This window comes from Vibrio chemaguriensis, assembly GCF_012275705.1.
GTDB classification, from domain to species: Bacteria; Pseudomonadota; Gammaproteobacteria; order Enterobacterales; family Vibrionaceae; genus Vibrio; species Vibrio diabolicus.
Genome location: NZ_SHOE01000010.1, coordinates 51,408 through 68,063, shown reverse-complemented (window position 1 = coordinate 68,063; position 16,656 = coordinate 51,408). Strand labels below are relative to the sequence as shown.

Here is a 16,656-nt window from a genome sequence, read left to right as displayed (position 1 = left end):
TATGGCTAATTTCCGACAAGGATTGAAAAAGATGAAAGACAAGGAATCTATTCAGACTAATAGCAGCCGCCGTAATTTTCTGAAAGGCGCAACAGGAGCTGTTGTTGCTGGTGTGAGTGCTTCCGCTTTCTCGGGCGCAGTTCAAGCACGAGAACAGAAAATTGATTGGAGCAGCCGCGGGCTAGGTAGAAAACACGATAAGCGCTTTTGGCGTAAAGTGCAACGACAGTTCGTTTTGGATAAACGTACGACTTACATGAACATTGGCACAACGGGTTCTATGCCAAGACAAGTTCTTCAAGATTATGAGCATAACAACAAGTTGGTGGCTAAGTATCCTTGGGATATGAAGGGCAAATTTGGCTCTTGGCCTTATGTCTCTGAGATGGTTCAAGAAGTAGCGCCTGGCTTTGGTGCTAACCCAGAAGAAATCATTCTCAGCCGCAATACTACTGATGGTCTATGTTCGATCATTAACGGTTTACACTTTGAACCAGGCGATGTGATTCTAACGACGCACCATGAGCATATGGCTGCAACATCACCAATGAACGTCGCAAAACATCGTTTTGGCGTCGATGTTGTTGAAATTCAACTACCAGTATTTACCGGTACTGAAGACGTTTCTGAACAAGATTACATCCAAGCTTTCCGCGACGCGCTTGATGCGCATCAAAACGTTCGCCTCATCATGTTCTCTCATATCACCTATAAAACGGGAACGGCGTTACCAGCCAAAGCCATTTGTGCTTTAGCGAGAGAATATGGTGTGCCTACGCTTGTAGATGGAGCGCATACTGTCGGTATGTTTGACCTCGATTTCCATGATATGGATTGTGATTTCTATGCAGGTTCTGGCCACAAATGGCAGTGTGGTCCTGGCGCAACCGGTATTTTGTACGTACGTGATAACGCCAATCGCTTGAATGAGTATTGGAGTGATCGTGATAACCCGTTGTGGTTGATCAACTCTTCACTTTCTCATGCGGATTACTTAGGCAAGCAGTTACAGATGCAGTACATCGGGAACGACAACTATCCTGCTAAACAAGCGTTAGTTGATAGCTGTAAAATGTGGGATGAGATTGGCCGTGACCGCATTGAGGAACGTGTTCTAAGTCTTGGTAGTTTGTGTAAAACCTTACTTCAAGAGTACTTGCCACAAGCCCAAATGTACTCACCAAACGTGGAAGGTTTAACGAGTGGCTTAACCACAGTTAACCCATTCTCTGATGTGACGAATGAAGACATATTGACTGAATTCAGAGATCGTCTGCGTGAAGAATATGGCTACATCATTCGAACAACCAGCTTTAAGCTGCATAAAGATGATGACTTTGATACTTACGCACTCCGTATCTCCACGCACTTGTTCCATGACGAGCAGGATGTTGAAGGGCTCGTGGTGGCGATGACGAATTTGTATTACTCGTCGTTCTAACATCGTTGTTTATCACTCAAGCGCCCATGATTGGGCGCTTTGTGAAAGGTAAGGATATTATTATGTCAGTCAAAACATTCAAAAGAACTTTAGCGGCGATGGCGCTTATGGCGGCCTCTGTTATGTCCTCTTCCGCTTGGTCAGACGACTTACAACAGATCCGTGATCGCGGAGTGTTGCGCCATATTGGTGTGCCGTACGCTAACTTCGTTTCTTATATTGAACAAGGTGAAGTGGAAACCTTGACTGGCTTAGATGTAGAGATAGTAAAAGGCTTTGCCAAGTCGTTGGGCGTTAAGTACCAATATGTTCCAGCTCAGTGGAGTGATATGGTCGGTAAGCTGACGGGCCAAGATGTTCAATACCATAATAAGCAAGCCGTTGTGGGAGAAAGTGTTCTAATCGAGGGTGACTTGATCGCAAATGGCGTTACCATTCTTGACTGGCGCTCTGAAGTTTTAGACTTTTCACAAGATTACTTCCCGTCGGGCGTTTGGTTAGTTTCCAGAACAGATTCCACGCTGAGTCCGATTAAACCAAGTGGTTCGGTTGATGAAGATGTAAAAACCGTCAAGCAGCTTATTAATGGTCGCGAAGTGTTGGCGTTGGAGCACTCTTGTTTGGACCCTAACCTTTATGACTTATATGACACAGGCGCAAAAGTCATACTGCCTGATGGGGCTCGTCTTCTTAATGAGATGGTGCCAGCGATAATGAAAAATGATGCGGAAAGCACATTACTAGACGTCGCCGATACGTTAATTGCATTAGAAAAATGGCCAGGTGAAATAAAAGTCATTGGTCCAGTATCCGAAAATCAGAAAATGGCTGTTGCATTCCGGAAAAACTCGCCGGAATTACGCAAAGCATTTGATCGTTATTTAGATTCAATAAAGAAAGATGGAACCTACGAAAAATTAGTAAAAAAATACTATCCATCTATTTACTACTTTTATAACGATTACTTCATAGAAGATAGTAAGAAAACCCGATGAAAAAGGCCGTTAAAAAAATATCCAGTAAAAAATTTATTGCAATAAGCGCAATATTAGTCTCTATTTATTTAGCTATGCTTATTGTTGTGACAAGTTTGGGGCAAAATAAATTAAAAGAATCCCAACATAGGGAACTTGGTTTAAAAGTAAAAAGTTACGCAAGCACACTCGATAATTTATTTACCATTGCCAGTGAGGATGTTGATAATTTATCTACAGATAAAACAGTACAAACATTCTTTGCTAATTTAGCCTCTGGCATGTCAATGGAGTACGGATTAGGAGCGAGTTTAATTAACTTGAAGCGTCGTTTCGATGAAAAGATAGATGGTAAGTTAATTAATAGCAGCCAAATCTATAAAAAGCTCACACTGGTAGGAAGTGATGGCACAACGATTGTCACGACGGGCTCTGAAGACAACATAGAGCAGAAGATGGATATCCAAACCTTAATGACTCAACATGGGCATCCCGAAGAGGTTTGTGCAACTCGATATAACGACGACGTGCGTATTCAAGTCATTAAGCAAGTCAAGTTCTCTGGAAAGCCAGTTGCCTTTCTAATTGCAGATCTCAATAAAAACATTGTTATTGATCAGCTCACTAATCAAGAGCACGAAGACAGTTATAGCCGGATGGTGCTCAAAATAAAAGACGTTGAGATGGTCGTATGGGATACAATAAATAAAACGTATTCTCATAATAAAGATGAGAATTATTTAATATCTGAAGCCGTTGATGGAAAAATATATTTTGAAGTGCCTGTTGAAAAACATCACTTCAAATTGATGGCTTGGTTTGAGCCTTTGAGTGAGCGAGATATTTTCACATCACGGATCTTCATTCTCGGTTTGAGTATTCTTGCTGTTATGGTTGTTATTGCGCTGTGTTATGCGTTCATCACAAACAATAATAGAATTGAATTGAAAATTAAACTTGAAGAAGAGAAAAAGCGAAAAGACATACTTTCTCAACAGAACCGAAAACTAACTAACGAAATTGAACGCCGAAAAGCGTCTGAAAAAGAACTCGCCTTCCAAGCTAAATACGATACGTTGACTAACTTGCCTAATCGCAGCTACGGTTCTGAGAGACTGGCTTTGGAGTTGATTAGAGCGTCACGTAGTGGTTCAAAAGTATTGGTCATGTTTATTGATTTAGACCACTTTAAGCAGATTAACGATTCAATGGGTCACTTTGTTGGCGACGAGATCCTTAAACTTAGTGCTCAACGACTGCATCAAGTCGCGAGAAAAACAGACTTATTGGCGAGAATTGGTGGGGATGAGTTTTTATTAGTGATTCCTGACTTGCCTGATAATGACACCGCGAAGCGCGTTGCTTCAAGCGTGCTTTCGGCGTTTAACGATCCATTTGTATGGAACAATCATGAATTCTTCTTGAGTAGCAGCGTCGGAATGTCCGTATTTCCGGATGATGGAGATAATGCCGAGCAGCTCCTCGCCTGTGCTGACATGGCGATGTATCGCGTGAAGCAAGATGGACGCGATGCCTTCTGCTTTTATAACCACAATATGAACCAAGACTTGCAACGCTATTTGGATTTGGAAAATCGACTAAGAAATGCCATCTCTAGTCAATTACTAGAGTTGTATTATCAACCTATTATTGAGCTAAGCAGTGGTAAAATTGTTGGCGCAGAAGCGTTAATGCGTTGGAATGATGAGAAGTACGGATTCGTAAATCCTGAAGAGTTTATCTCTATTGCTGAGAAAAATGGCTTGATTCATCAAATTGGTGAATTCGCTATCCAGCAAGCGTGCCGCCAAGCGGCGCAATGGCAAAATCTGACGCCGCTGTTTGTTTCTGTGAATTTCTCCAGTGTTCAATTTAGGTATTGTGATCGCTTACTTGCGTTTATTAAGAAGAGCCTTGAGGAGTCTGGTCTTCCATCAGATAAGTTCGATATTGAGGTGACAGAGAGCCTTCTCTTTAACCATGACTCAGAGCTATTAGACATGCTCAATAACTTAAGAGCGTTAGGCACTAAGCTTACCATCGATGACTTTGGTACTGGCTATTCTGCGTTGAGTTACTTACAGAAATTTCCGTTCGATCGCCTTAAGATTGATCGCAGCTTTATGCAAAATATGTTCGAAAACGACTCCGATCGTGAGCTCGTCAACGTGATCATTGCAATGGCGAAAGCGCTGAACCTTAAGATTGTTGCTGAAGGCATTGAAGAACAGCGTCATGTCGATTATCTAAAAGACTTAAACTGTGAGTTCGGGCAAGGTTTCCACTATAGCCGCCCGTTACCAGCCAAAGACTTTGAAGCACTACTTAAACAACCAACTGGGCTATAACTCCTTTTATTACAATATTATAGGAAAGCATTAATTGAATTCGTGCCTTGGATTCATTAATGCTTTTCCACCTTAAGGGATAATCCTTCTTCCTTCCTTGAATTACACTACAATTAATTGATAAGTGATAGCCCGTGATGCCCGTCACATAAAGGCTCAACCTAATTCTAAACGAGTAGATACTCGCCAAAATAACCAGGAAGGAATTTCAAATGTCTTCTGCATTCTACCAACAGATTCAGCAGCAAATTGAAGAAGTGAAGGCTGAAGGTCTTTACAAATCAGAGCGCGTAATCACGTCTCAGCAGCAAGCGGCTGTTAAAATCTCTACCGGTGAAGAAGTATTAAACTTCTGTGCAAACAACTACCTTGGTCTTGCTAACCATCCTGCGCTAATTGAAGCGGGTAAAGCGGGTATGGACGAACACGGCTTTGGTATGGCTTCAGTACGTTTCATCTGTGGTACTCAAGACATCCACAAAGAGCTTGAGCAGAAGTTGTCTAAGTTCCTAGGTAAAGAAGATACGATTCTTTACACCTCTTGCTTCGATGCAAACGCAGGTCTGTTTGAAACCATTCTCGGTAAAGAAGACGCAATTATTTCAGACGCATTAAACCACGCGTCAATCATCGACGGTGTTCGTCTATGTAAAGCAATGCGCTTCCGTTACTCAAATAACAACATGGAAGAGCTAGAGCAACAACTGATTGCTGCGAAAGAAGCAGGCGCACGCCACATTCTTATCGTTACTGACGGCGTGTTCTCAATGGACGGCGTAGTGGCGAACCTTCCAGCTATTTGTGACCTAGCTGAAAAATACGGCGCACTGACCATGGTTGATGACTCTCACGCGGTTGGCTTCATGGGTAAAACGGGTGCAGGTACGCACGAATACCACAATGTGGTTGACCGTATCGACATCATTACAGGTACGCTAGGTAAAGCAATGGGTGGCGCTTCAGGCGGTTACACATCAGGTAAAGCGGAAGTGATCGACTGGCTACGTCAGCGTTCTCGTCCATACCTATTCTCTAACTCTGTTGCACCAGCAATCGTAAGCGCTTCTATCCGCGTTCTAGATCTACTAGAAGAGAGCGGTGACCTACGTGACCGTCTATGGGAAAACGCAGCACACTTCCGCGCACGTATGGAAGCTGCTGGTTTCACAATGGGCGGCGCTGACCATGCGATCATTCCAATCATGCTAGGTGATGCGAAAGTGGCAGCAGAATTTGCTGAGCGAGCACTAGAGAAAGGCATCTACGTAATCGGCTTCTCATTCCCTGTGGTACCAAAAGGCCAAGCGCGTATCCGTACTCAAATGTCAGCAGCGCATTCTCGTGAGCAGCTAGATCGTGCAATTGATGCGTTCATCGAAGTTGGTAAGGACATGGGTCTTATTTAAGACTCTAGGTCCTAGATAATAGGGCCTTTAATTAAGGTTACATTATGAAAATTAAAGCATTATCAAAGCTAAAGCCTGAAGAAGGCATCTGGATGACTGAGGTTGATAAACCTGAAGTTGGCCATAACGATATTCTGATCAAAATTAAGAAAACCGCTATCTGTGGTACAGACGTACACATCTACAACTGGGACGAATGGTCACAAAAGACAATTCCAGTTCCTATGGTTGTCGGTCACGAATACGTGGGTGAAGTGGTTGCGATTGGTCAGGAAGTTCGTGGCTTTGAAATTGGTGACCGCGTATCTGGTGAAGGTCACATCACTTGTGGTCACTGCCGTAACTGTCGTGGCGGTCGTACTCACTTGTGTCGCAACACGATCGGTGTGGGTGTAAACCGTGAAGGCGCATTTGCAGAATACCTAGTGATTCCTGCATTTAACGCGTTTAAGATCCCTGACGAGATTTCTGACGATCTAGCATCGATCTTCGACCCGTTCGGTAACGCGGTACACACTGCGCTTTCTTTCGATCTAGTCGGTGAAGACGTGCTCATCACTGGTGCTGGCCCAATCGGCATCATGGCCGCCGCAGTTGCGAAACACGTCGGCGCTCGTCATGTGGTTATCACAGACGTAAACGAGTACCGTTTAGAGCTAGCTCGTAAAATGGGTGTAACACGCGCAGTAAATGTTGCTGAAGAGAAGCTTGAAGATGTAATGGCTGAACTAGGCATGACAGAAGGCTTTGACGTAGGCCTAGAAATGTCTGGTAACCCAGCGGCATTCAACTCAATGCTAACCACAATGAACCACGGTGGTCGTATTGCATTACTCGGTATTCCACCATCAGATATGGGCATTGATTGGAACCAAGTGATCTTCAAAGGCCTAGTTATCAAAGGCATCTATGGTCGTGAAATGTTCGAAACATGGTACAAGATGGCTTCACTGATTCAATCTGGTTTGGATCTATCACCAATTATCACGCACCACTACAAGATTGATGACTTCCAAGAAGGCTTCGATGTCATGCGTTCAGGCATGTCTGGCAAAGTTATCCTTGATTGGGAATAATCTGCTCAAATAAGAAAGCGCTCCGAAAGGGGCGTTTTTTTTAGCGATATGTTGTAAACATAAGCGGTAACATAGAACATATAGCCCTCATTTTACAAATGTCCATAGTCTTTTTCTAGATCATGCACAGCAACATTTCCAGCCTGAAGTTCCAAGTGATTTAGGGCAATACCACAAATCTTTCTTGTACAAAAAAACACCCCACCAGCTGGCACTTATACCGACTCGATAATCGTTGATGTTCAATTTTGAGCATCATATCAATTGCATAACTAGAGGCATCTATTCCAAAAAACTTTTGTAATCATAGTTTTCACTCTATTCCCGCTTAATTCTGTGCGATTAGTATGGTTTTGTTTTCACAACATTTAACTTGAAGGAATAAGGAAAACTATGAAGAAGTCACTGGCAGCACTAGGTTTGGCGTTGGTATTTACAGGAACAGCTTACGCAGCAAGCTGGGGTTACGAGGGGAGTCACGGGCCTGAGCATTGGGGCGAGTTTGCGTCTGAATGTTCCAAAGGTCAAAACCAAAGCCCAATTAATATTGTCTCCGCAGCAGAAGCGAAGTTAGACAAATTGCAGTTCGACTACCATGGCAAAGCAATCTCATTGCTCAATAACGGCCACACCCTGCAAACCAGCCTAGAGGGTGACAACACACTGTTGATTGATGGCAATGCATTCACGTTAAAGCAGTTCCACTTCCATACCCCGTCAGAAAACCATGTGGATGGCAAAGAATACCCTTTAGAAGCGCACTTTGTGCATGCTGATACAACTGGCCATTTGGCGGTTGTGGCCGTGTTTTTTCAATCCGGAAAAGCGAACCCAGATTTAGCGAAGTTACTGGCAAACATACCAAGTAAAGATCAAGGTGTAGAGATTAAATTGCCATTTGAAGCGGATGCGTTGCTTCCAAAAGACAAAGCGTATTATCGCTTTAATGGCTCACTAACGACACCACCATGCTCTGAAGGGGTACGTTGGTTAGTGATGAAAGAAGCACAAACCATTTCCCCTGAGCAGATTAAAGCGTTTACGAAAGTGATGGGGAAAAACAATCGTCCCATCCAACCATTGAATGCTCGTATGGTGTTAATGCAACACTAACCAATCCAAGCAAATAAAAATGAAAAAGCCCGCTTGAATAAAGCGGGCTTTGTTATTGGTATTAATGGAAATTAGAAGCCGTGATCTTCTTGCTCCTCAGCTTTTATCATTTGAACTGGGTCGAGCTTGAGTGTTTGAGTTGGGAAGGCGATATCTGCTTCGTGTTCTTTAATGATGTTAATTACTTGAAGAAGAACATCCTGTTTAACCTCATGGTATCTCACCCAATTCACGGTTTTTGTGAAGGTATAAATGAAGAAATGCAGTGACGATGGACCGAACGTATCGAAGTTGACGATAAGCGTTTGGCGTGCATCAATATCTTTGTGATTCTTAAGCATCTCTTTCACCGCTGTAATGATTTGCGGCATTTTTTCGGCGTCGTCGTAACGAAGTCCAATTTTTTCGTAGATGCGTCGGTTTAGCATGCGAGATGGGTTTTCTACGACTATGTTGCTAAACACAGAGTTTGGCACATAAAGAGGGCGCTTGTCGAAAGTTCGTATGATGGTCATTCTCCAGCCAATTCGCTCTACCGTACCTTCAATTTGGCGATCTGGAGAGCGGATCCAGTCGCCAACTTTAAACGGACGATCGAAGTAGATCATAAGGCCACCAAAGAAGTTCGACAGCAGATCTTTCGCCGCTAAACCAACGATTAAACCACCGACACCACCAAAGGTGAGCAATCCTGACAGTGACAAGCCAAACGCCTGCATCACAGTGAGAATTCCGACGGTAATAAAGAACAAGCGCGCGACTTTAGCTATCGCTTGCACTGTGGTTTCATCTCGGTTTTTTTGTTCTAGGACGTACTCTTCAACATTGGTGATGAGTCGCATAACGGTCCAGACGAAGATACTGATCACCAAAATCAGTTTCAGCGTGCTTAACCAGTTTATTTTATCGTTGAGCTCGCTCTCTAATATAATGCCGATAGAGACGGTTGCAGGCCAACACCAAATGAGTGTACTGACTGGCGCTTTTAGCGCGTCAAGCAACATGTCATCCCAGTGGAAAGGGGTTTTCTCTACTAGTACTGCGAGACGAGAGCGGATCAGTCGCCAAGCTATCCAAGCAATAAAGCTGGCGAGTGTAATGAAAAGGACACTCCCACTCCAATCTTGATGAGATGTTTCAATATAGCTTTGCAAATCGGTAAACCACTGTGACATATGTAACTTCTTTCTAGTGAACCATGGAAGGAAAGGTAGCAGATATTACTCCTTCACCCCAGTGATTTCCTTTAAATCATTTACTTATGTTTAAATCGCCTGAGGTAGGCTAGTTCGTGAGGTGAAAAGTGAGTGGTCGAAACTGGGTGATGAGCCGCCGTTCCATTCGTGCGCGGAGCTTCATCATCTCCGATATGCGTTGATATTTGAACGATCAATTATAACTTCTCTGACTTATCGCTAACATTTATCTTAAGTAAGTGTGAGAGTGTATTGGCTCTTGAATTAGCGGAGGCAGATATGGAATTTACAGAGCTGGATCGAAACGCGCTCTACGACATCTGGATGTCACAAAAAGCCAAAATGCACATCACTCAAATGGAAATGGCGAAGCGCCTTGGTTTGAGTCTACACGAGTTTTCTGGCTTGTTACGTGGTAATTCTCCACTGACGCTAGGTTTTGTAAAACAGCTATGCGAGCAGCTACATGTACGTCCTGGTCAGGTGATTCCGTCTTTGACGGAGCGTGATCTATCTGCATCTGGTACGGTTTATTTACAAAATCGTGTGACGGTGGATGGCGATATCAGTAACGTGTTTATCGACGGAAACCAAGTCGTGATCGAGTACGTTCACCAAGTAAGCTAGCTTGCTCGTCAAATTATCGGGTTGAAGAGCAATAAAAAACGAGCCAACAGTGGCTCGTTTTTTCGTTTCTGTTTTGCTCGCTTGCAAAGATTATGGGATTTTCACTAGCGAATCGCGAGAAAGATCCGCGATAGACTTCGCGCCAGTAAGCGTCATAGCTACACGCATTTCTTTGTCGTACAGATCCAGTAGGTTTTCAACGCCTGCGCCGCCTTGTGCAGCCAATGCGTACACAAATGAACGACCAAGCAGTGTGCAGTCAGCGCCCAGCGCGAGCATACGAACCACATCAAGACCAGTACGGATACCTGAGTCAACAAAGATCTTAAGATCGCCTTTTACCGCATCTGCAATGCTTGGTAGTGCTTTAGCACTTGAAAGTACGCCATCTAACTGACGACCACCATGGTTAGACACCACAATGCCATCCGCGCCGAAACGTACCGCATCTTTGGCGTCTTCTTCGTCGAGGATGCCTTTGATGACCATAGGGCCATCCCAAAAGTCACGAATCCACTCAAGATCTTTCCAGGAGATAGACGGGTCGAAGTTTGCGCCTAACCAGCCGATGTAATCTTCTAGTTTTGTTGGTTCGCCGCGATACGTTGAGATGTTACCTAAGTCGTGCGGTTTACCAAGTAGACCCACATCCAGTGCCCAGCTTGGGTGGCGCATCGCCTGGAATACACGACGCATGGCTGCGTTAGGGCCACTCATACCTGAGTGCATGTCACGGTAACGCGCGCCAGGAACTGGCATATCAACGGTAAACACCAGCGTTGTGACGCCCGCTGCTTTTGCACGCTCAAGCACGTTCTTCATAAAGCCACGGTCTTTAAGCACGTAAAGCTGGAACCACATTGGACGTTCAATTGCAGGTGCGACTTCTTCAATAGGACAAACCGAAACGGTCGACATAGTAAACGGGATGCCTTTCTTCTCGGCCGCTTTTGCTGCTTGCACTTCGCCTCGGCGCGCGTACATACCAGTTAGACCAACAGGAGCTAGCGCGATTGGCATTGCCAGTTTCTCACCGAAGATCTCGGTTTCTAGGCTCAAATCTGTCATATCGCGTAGGACGCGTTGGCGAAGAGCGACATCACCCAAATCGTCAGTATTACGCTTCAGCGTGCGTTCGTCGTAAGAGCCGCCATCAATATAATGGAATAGAAACGGGGGAAGCTTGGCTTTCGCGGCAGCGCGGTAGTCAGTAGAAGCTGAGATAATCATAATGGTGTCCTAGCGGTTATTCTAAGCAAAGTTGTGGAGCAATTTGCTCTTTCGTTGAGCCTTCATCGCAAAGCAGTGAAGGCATCAAAATGAGTATAGTTACCTATTGTTCACTTACGTTTGAACTGGTGATGTTGGTAACTCATTTACATAATTGATTGAAAAATTTTGTTAAATCACTCAATCAGTTATACAAATTGGAAAGGATGACACAGCTGCCGGGGGGATTGATGTAGCAAGCTAAATCAACATGTCGGGGTAGTAGTGCTGACAGCTGTGTCAAATTAGGCAGGGCTACAAACCCTGCGTTTCGCGTTACTTCATCAAGACATCCGTCATTTGGAGGCCGTAAATCAACACCAAACCAATAATGCCCGTCATTACAATGTAGTAGAACGTAGGGATAATAGTCTTACGTAATGTTGCGCCTTCACGGCCAAGTAAGCCTACGGTGGCTGATGCGGCAACAACGTTGTGAATCGCAATCATGTTACCTGCGGCAGCACCAACGGCTTGAAGCGACACAACAATCACACTCGAAATAGACAGTGTTTGTGCCACTTCGAATTGGAACTGGCTGAACATCATGTTTGAAACCGTATTTGAGCCAGCGATGAACGCACCCAGCGCACCAACGGTGGCACTTAGTGCTGGGAACGCAGAACCGACAAGGTCAGAGGCAAAGTTCGCTGTTGTGACCGGCATGCTTGCTAGGTCTGCGCCGTTAATACCAGAGTTGATGAAGATACGGACCATCGGGATGGTAAATACCAAGACAAACCCCGCACCAATCAGTGTTTTGCTTGACTCGCCAAACGCTTCACGCAATGGTTTTGCGCTGCCACTTTGTAGCATTGCGGCAAGCAGTGCGACAAACACCAGAATGCCGCCTGGCAGGTACAACGGCTGAATAGCGGCGCTCACACCAGTCTCACCAAGAATATTGCTGAACGACAAACTTACGCTTTGTACAAAGCCTTTCAGTTCCGGACTTACGCGGCTTGCGACTAGAATTACTGCCAGCATTACATATGGTACCCAAGCTTTTACGATGCTCATTGGTTTGCCTGGATTGTCGTTTAGATCGACTTTTAGCGAGCCCAGCCATTCAGCAGGCCATTTGTCTTCGCTTTCGAAATCCCACTTAGTCTTTGGTACTAAGAAGCCTTTTTTCGCTGCGGTAACAACAATAGAAAGACCAACCAAACCACCGATTAGTGAAGGGAATTCTGCGCCCAAGAACACACCGGTTAACGCGTATGGCACAGTGAAAGAGACGCCTGCGAATAAAGCAAATGGTAGAATATCCAGACCTTCACTCCAGCTTCTGTTCTTGCCGAAGAAACGTGTTAACATCATCGCCATTAATACAGGGATCATCGTACCTACAACAGCGTGAATCACAGCAACGTGCGCGGTGATATCTTGCAGGTACATTTCCCATGTTGCGCCTTGTGCAGCCAAAGACTCACTGATGTTATGGGTGTCTAAACCTTTGTTTACACCCACGATGATTGGCGTACCCACCGCACCGAATGAAACAGGCGTTGACTGAATCATCATGCCCATTAGGACAGCGGCTAGCGCAGGGAAGCCGATTGCAACCAGTAGTGGCGCAGCAATTGCTGCCGGGGTACCGAACCCTGATGCGCCTTCAATGAATGAGCCAAAACACCAAGCAATGATGATGGCTTGCACACGGCGGTCAGCTGAAATATCGGTAAATCCATTACGGATAGTGGTGATCGCTCCAGTGTGTTTTAAAGTGTTGAGCAAGAAGATGGCACCAAACACGATCCATAGAACAGAGACAGTAATGCCTAGCCCTTGGAATACAGAAGCCAGTACGCGATTGGCTGACATATCCCAAAACATTAGGGCAATAGCGACGGTTAAACCGAACGCAACAGGCATGGCTTTTTTAGCAGGCCAGTTGAGACCAACCAATAAGATGGCGGCAACAACAATTGGCGAAAATGCCACTAGGGCAAGTAGGGTTTCACTCATTTGTACATCCTTCGTACGCTGACTTCTCGAACGGTGTCAATCCGCTGTAGAGGTGACTTTTTGTTGTAATGGTTTTGTTAATTTGGCGTGAATTTACTCCTTTATTTTTTGTTGATATAGGGAAATAATGAAAATAATTAATTCCAAAAGTGACATAATCGTATGAGAGCAGACGACTTAATCCTATTTTCTCAAGTAATCGAACTGGGCAGTTTTAGTAAGGTTGCAGAGGCAAATAACCTTACAAATTCGGTAGTTAGCAAAAGAATGGCAAGGTTGGAGGAAGAGATAGGGGCGCAGCTATTATATCGAACAACGCGTAAATTGACCTTAACCGAAGCAGGTAAGGTGTTACTCCACAGTGCTAAAAATGTGAAGCAGGCCACTCAGGAGGCTATGGACGCTGTTGCAGGCTTTGGAGAGAATGTGAGCGGTCACATAAAAATGTCCGTGCCGTGTATCTCTGGAGATTTGATACTTGCTGATGCTGTTGCCGAATTTTGTAACCTTCATCCGGGCCTGACCGTGGACATGTCATTGGATAATCGCTTTGTCGATTTAGTGGCTGATGGTTACGATTTAGTCATTCGAACCGGTTACCTAGCCGACTCCAGCTTAATTGCTCGACATATTCTCGATTCTCAATGGGTGGTGTGCGCGTCCCCCTCATATATCGCTAAAAATGGGAAGCCGATCGAGCCTATTGATCTCACCACGCACAATTGTCTGCAATACGCTTACCAAACCACAGGTGCAACAGATTGGGAGTTTAAAGGCGAAGACGGAAATTACATCATCAAAGTATCGGGCTGCTTTTCTACTGATAACGCGACCGCATTACGTAAAGCCGCTCTGGGCGGTCATGGTATAGCTTACGTCCCGCGATGCTTGGTGTATCACGATATTCGCAATGGTCAACTGGTGGATATTTTTCCTGAACTAGTGGGTAAAAAGTTGGGTATCTATGCGGTGTACCCGTTTACTCGTCAACCACCGAATAAAGTGAAACTGCTTATTGAGCACATTCGTGATCGTTACTTAACGATATCTCATTATTTCTAGGTTCTTCATAGATTTAAAACAATGTCGTTGAAATCAATATTGGGTGCTCTAAGGTAATCACCGCAATAAAACGATTGAAGATAAACAACTTAATAAAAACGACGGAGTAACACGGACGTTATGCATTACCCAAAAACACGTAAAGATTCTGTCGTGGACACTTACTTTGGCCACGACATTGCCGACCCTTATCGCTGGTTAGAAAATGATCGCAGCGAAGAAACCGCACAATGGGTTTCGGGTCAAAACTCGGTAACATTCGATTTCCTGGGTCAGATCCCGTACCGCCAACAAATCCGTGACTTGGTCGCGAACAGCCAAAACTACGAAAAATATTCCCAGCCATTTGTACGTGGTGACTACACCTATTTCTACAAAAACGACGGTTTGCAAAACCAAAGCGTATTGTATCGCCGTAAAGGCGAGGGAGAAGCCGAAGTCTTCCTTGACCCAAATACGTTCTCTGAAGAGGGCACGACCTCTCTTGGCGAAGTCAGCTTCTCGAAAGATTATCGTTTGGTCGCGTATTCCATCTCGGAAGGGGGCAGTGACTGGCGCAAGATCTTTGTTATTGATGCGGAAACCAAAGAACAGTTAGAGCCTGAGATTGTGGATGCGAAGTTTACGTCGATTTCTTGGCTGGGCAGCAAAGGCTTCTATTACTCAAGCTATGATAAGCCGCAAGGCAGTGAGTTATCTGCGCGAACTGAACATCACAAGCTTTATTATCATGAACTTGGTACACCTCAGTCTGAAGATAAAGTGATTTTCGGTGAGTTGGATACGCAGGTTCACCGTTATGTGTCTGGTACCACGACGACGGACGATCGCTTCCTCATTATTTCTGGCGCAGAATCCACATCGGGTAATCGTCTGTTTTATATCGATTTACAGTCTGAGTCCCAAGCGATTGTGACGCTTCGTGATACAACGCAAGGCGACACCTACTTGATTGATAGTCAAGACGAAACCTTGCTGCTTTACACCAACCTAGATGCGCCGAATGGCAAAGTTGTCAGCTACAACACCCGAACAGCGCAATGGATGGATGTGATTGCTGAACAAGAACAGCCGTTAGAAATCAGCAAAGGTGGCGGTTATCTGTTTGCGACTTATATGGTGGATGTGCTTTCTAAAGTGCAGCAGTTTAACTATCAAGGTGAGTGGATTCGAGATGTTGAACTGCCGGGAGAGGGCACGGCTTATGGTCTAGCGGGTAAAAAAGAAGAAACAACGCTGTATTACACCTTTACTAACTACGTGACGCCACCGACGATCTTCTCATTTGATGTTGAGTCTGGTGAATCGACGCTGTTTCAAGAATCAAAAGCGCCATTCGCTCGCAGTGAGTATGAATCAAAACAGGTGTTCTACACCTCAAAAGATGGCACGCAAGTTCCGATGATCATCTCATACAAGAAGGGCATCGCGCTTGATGGCAGTGCGCCAACCATGCTGTATGGTTACGGCGGTTTTAACATCAGCCTCACTCCAATGTTTTCTGGCAATGTGGCCAACTGGCTAGAGTTGGGTGGTATTTACGCTGTCGCCAACTTGCGAGGCGGCGGTGAATACGGTAAAGCCTGGCACAACGCAGGCACTCAGCAGCAAAAGCAAAACGTGTTTGATGACTTTATTGCGGCGGCGGAATACCTGATTGAAAACGACTACACTAGCTCCGAGCGTCTAGCGATTCGTGGTGGTTCAAATGGCGGCTTGTTGGTTGGTGCGTGTATGACGCAACGTCCTGAGTTATTTAAGGTGGCGCTGCCAGCTGTAGGTGTGCTTGATATGCTCCGTTACCACACGTTTACGTCTGGAGAAGGCTGGAAGTATGACTATGGCACGTCTGAACAAAGCGAAGCGATGTTCCAATACTTGCTTGGCTACTCTCCTGTTCACAATGTAAAAGAAAACGTGCAGTATCCTGCGACATTGGTGACAACTGCCGATCACGACGATCGTGTGGTTCCAGCACATTCGTACAAGTTTATTGCGGAGCTGCAAGACAAGCAGCAAGGCGCTAATCCAGTATTAATACGCATTGATGTCAATGCTGGACATGGTGCAGGGATGCCGTTGAGTAAGCAAATTGACCTCACCACAGACGTGTATGCATTTACGTTATACAATATGGGTATTGAGTCGATTTAATGCCTTAGTTACTCGAAGCTTC

Annotated in this window: 12 protein-coding genes; 9 read left to right on the top strand and 3 right to left on the bottom strand. The window is 44.9% G+C overall.

The genetic code is table 11. From position 1 onward, the window contains the following. Positions 1–31 precede the first annotated feature (31 nt). The 6 genes from EX191_RS11310 (at position 32) to EX191_RS11285 (ending at position 8,358) form a co-directional block, all read left to right on the top strand. Positions 32–1,441, top strand: a complete 1,410-nt coding sequence (locus EX191_RS11310) for an aminotransferase class V-fold PLP-dependent enzyme (RefSeq protein ID WP_085342558.1) — start codon at positions 32–34, stop codon at positions 1,439–1,441. Between the two features lie 62 nt (positions 1,442–1,503). Beyond that, positions 1,504–2,436: a transporter substrate-binding domain-containing protein gene (locus EX191_RS11305; protein WP_193447773.1), complete on the top strand. Its 933-nt coding sequence runs from the start codon at positions 1,504–1,506 to the stop codon at positions 2,434–2,436. Then, the gene (locus EX191_RS11300) at positions 2,433–4,763 is read left to right on the top strand and encodes a putative bifunctional diguanylate cyclase/phosphodiesterase (RefSeq protein ID WP_193447772.1); all 2,331 of its coding nucleotides are present in this window, start codon (positions 2,433–2,435) and stop codon (positions 4,761–4,763) included. Before EX191_RS11305 ends, EX191_RS11300 begins: the two co-directional genes overlap by 4 nt. A 212-nt stretch (positions 4,764–4,975) precedes the next feature. Next, entirely contained in the window at positions 4,976–6,169 is a 1,194-nt protein-coding gene (locus EX191_RS11295) for a glycine C-acetyltransferase (protein ID WP_005394869.1), read from the top strand. Positions 6,170–6,213: 44 nt separating this feature from the next. Further along, positions 6,214–7,245 carry an L-threonine 3-dehydrogenase gene (gene tdh, locus EX191_RS11290; RefSeq protein ID WP_005394871.1) on the top strand — a complete coding sequence of 344 codons (1,032 nt, stop codon included), beginning with the start codon at positions 6,214–6,216 and terminating at the stop codon, positions 7,243–7,245. A 393-nt stretch (positions 7,246–7,638) separates the two neighbouring features. After that, positions 7,639–8,358, top strand: a complete 720-nt coding sequence (locus tag EX191_RS11285) for a carbonic anhydrase (RefSeq protein WP_104972908.1) — start codon at positions 7,639–7,641, stop codon at positions 8,356–8,358. Positions 8,359–8,429: 71 nt separating this feature from the next. Here EX191_RS11285 and EX191_RS11280 read toward each other — a convergent pair whose 3' ends face one another. After that, the gene (locus EX191_RS11280; RefSeq protein ID WP_046875767.1) at positions 8,430–9,533 is read right to left on the bottom strand and encodes a mechanosensitive ion channel family protein; all 1,104 of its coding nucleotides are present in this window, start codon (positions 9,531–9,533) and stop codon (positions 8,430–8,432) included. A gap of 300 nt (positions 9,534–9,833) precedes the next feature. On the opposite strand from EX191_RS11280, the gene EX191_RS11275 reads away from it, so the two are divergent. Next, positions 9,834–10,181: a helix-turn-helix domain-containing protein gene (locus tag EX191_RS11275; RefSeq protein ID WP_005375109.1), complete on the top strand. Its 348-nt coding sequence runs from the start codon at positions 9,834–9,836 to the stop codon at positions 10,179–10,181. 90 nt (positions 10,182–10,271) lie between these two features. Here EX191_RS11275 and lldD read toward each other — a convergent pair whose 3' ends face one another. Both lldD and EX191_RS11265 read right to left on the bottom strand, forming a co-directional pair. After that, a complete protein-coding gene (lldD, locus tag EX191_RS11270) occupies positions 10,272–11,411 on the bottom strand; it encodes an FMN-dependent L-lactate dehydrogenase LldD (RefSeq protein ID WP_005383962.1) in 1,140 nt (379 codons plus the stop codon). Between the two features lie 315 nt (positions 11,412–11,726). After that, positions 11,727–13,418, bottom strand: coding sequence for an L-lactate permease (locus tag EX191_RS11265; RefSeq protein ID WP_006741952.1), 1,692 nt, complete (start codon positions 13,416–13,418; stop codon positions 11,727–11,729). 162 nt (positions 13,419–13,580) lie between these two features. On the opposite strand from EX191_RS11265, the gene EX191_RS11260 reads away from it, so the two are divergent. Together EX191_RS11260 and EX191_RS11255 are read left to right on the top strand one after the other, a co-directional pair. Next, entirely contained in the window at positions 13,581–14,480 is a 900-nt protein-coding gene (locus EX191_RS11260; protein ID WP_193447771.1) for a LysR family transcriptional regulator, read from the top strand. Between the two features lie 120 nt (positions 14,481–14,600). Further along, positions 14,601–16,634, top strand: a complete 2,034-nt coding sequence (locus EX191_RS11255; protein WP_193447770.1) for a prolyl oligopeptidase family serine peptidase — start codon at positions 14,601–14,603, stop codon at positions 16,632–16,634. Positions 16,635–16,656: the final 22 nt, after the last annotated feature.

Coding starts and splice junctions, on each gene's coding strand:
- lldD (WP_005383962.1), bottom strand. CDS start 11,411: ATGATTATCTCAGCTTCTACTGACTACCGCGCTGCCGCGAAAGCCAAG.
- EX191_RS11255 (WP_193447770.1), top strand. CDS start 14,601: ATGCATTACCCAAAAACACGTAAAGATTCTGTCGTGGACACTTACTTT.
- EX191_RS11275 (WP_005375109.1), top strand. CDS start 9,834: ATGGAATTTACAGAGCTGGATCGAAACGCGCTCTACGACATCTGGATG.
- EX191_RS11260 (WP_193447771.1), top strand. CDS start 13,581: ATGAGAGCAGACGACTTAATCCTATTTTCTCAAGTAATCGAACTGGGC.
- EX191_RS11265 (WP_006741952.1), bottom strand. CDS start 13,418: ATGAGTGAAACCCTACTTGCCCTAGTGGCATTTTCGCCAATTGTTGTT.
- EX191_RS11280 (WP_046875767.1), bottom strand. CDS start 9,533: ATGTCACAGTGGTTTACCGATTTGCAAAGCTATATTGAAACATCTCAT.
- EX191_RS11310 (WP_085342558.1), top strand. CDS start 32: ATGAAAGACAAGGAATCTATTCAGACTAATAGCAGCCGCCGTAATTTT.
- EX191_RS11305 (WP_193447773.1), top strand. CDS start 1,504: ATGTCAGTCAAAACATTCAAAAGAACTTTAGCGGCGATGGCGCTTATG.
- EX191_RS11300 (WP_193447772.1), top strand. CDS start 2,433: ATGAAAAAGGCCGTTAAAAAAATATCCAGTAAAAAATTTATTGCAATA.
- EX191_RS11295 (WP_005394869.1), top strand. CDS start 4,976: ATGTCTTCTGCATTCTACCAACAGATTCAGCAGCAAATTGAAGAAGTG.
- EX191_RS11285 (WP_104972908.1), top strand. CDS start 7,639: ATGAAGAAGTCACTGGCAGCACTAGGTTTGGCGTTGGTATTTACAGGA.
- tdh (WP_005394871.1), top strand. CDS start 6,214: ATGAAAATTAAAGCATTATCAAAGCTAAAGCCTGAAGAAGGCATCTGG.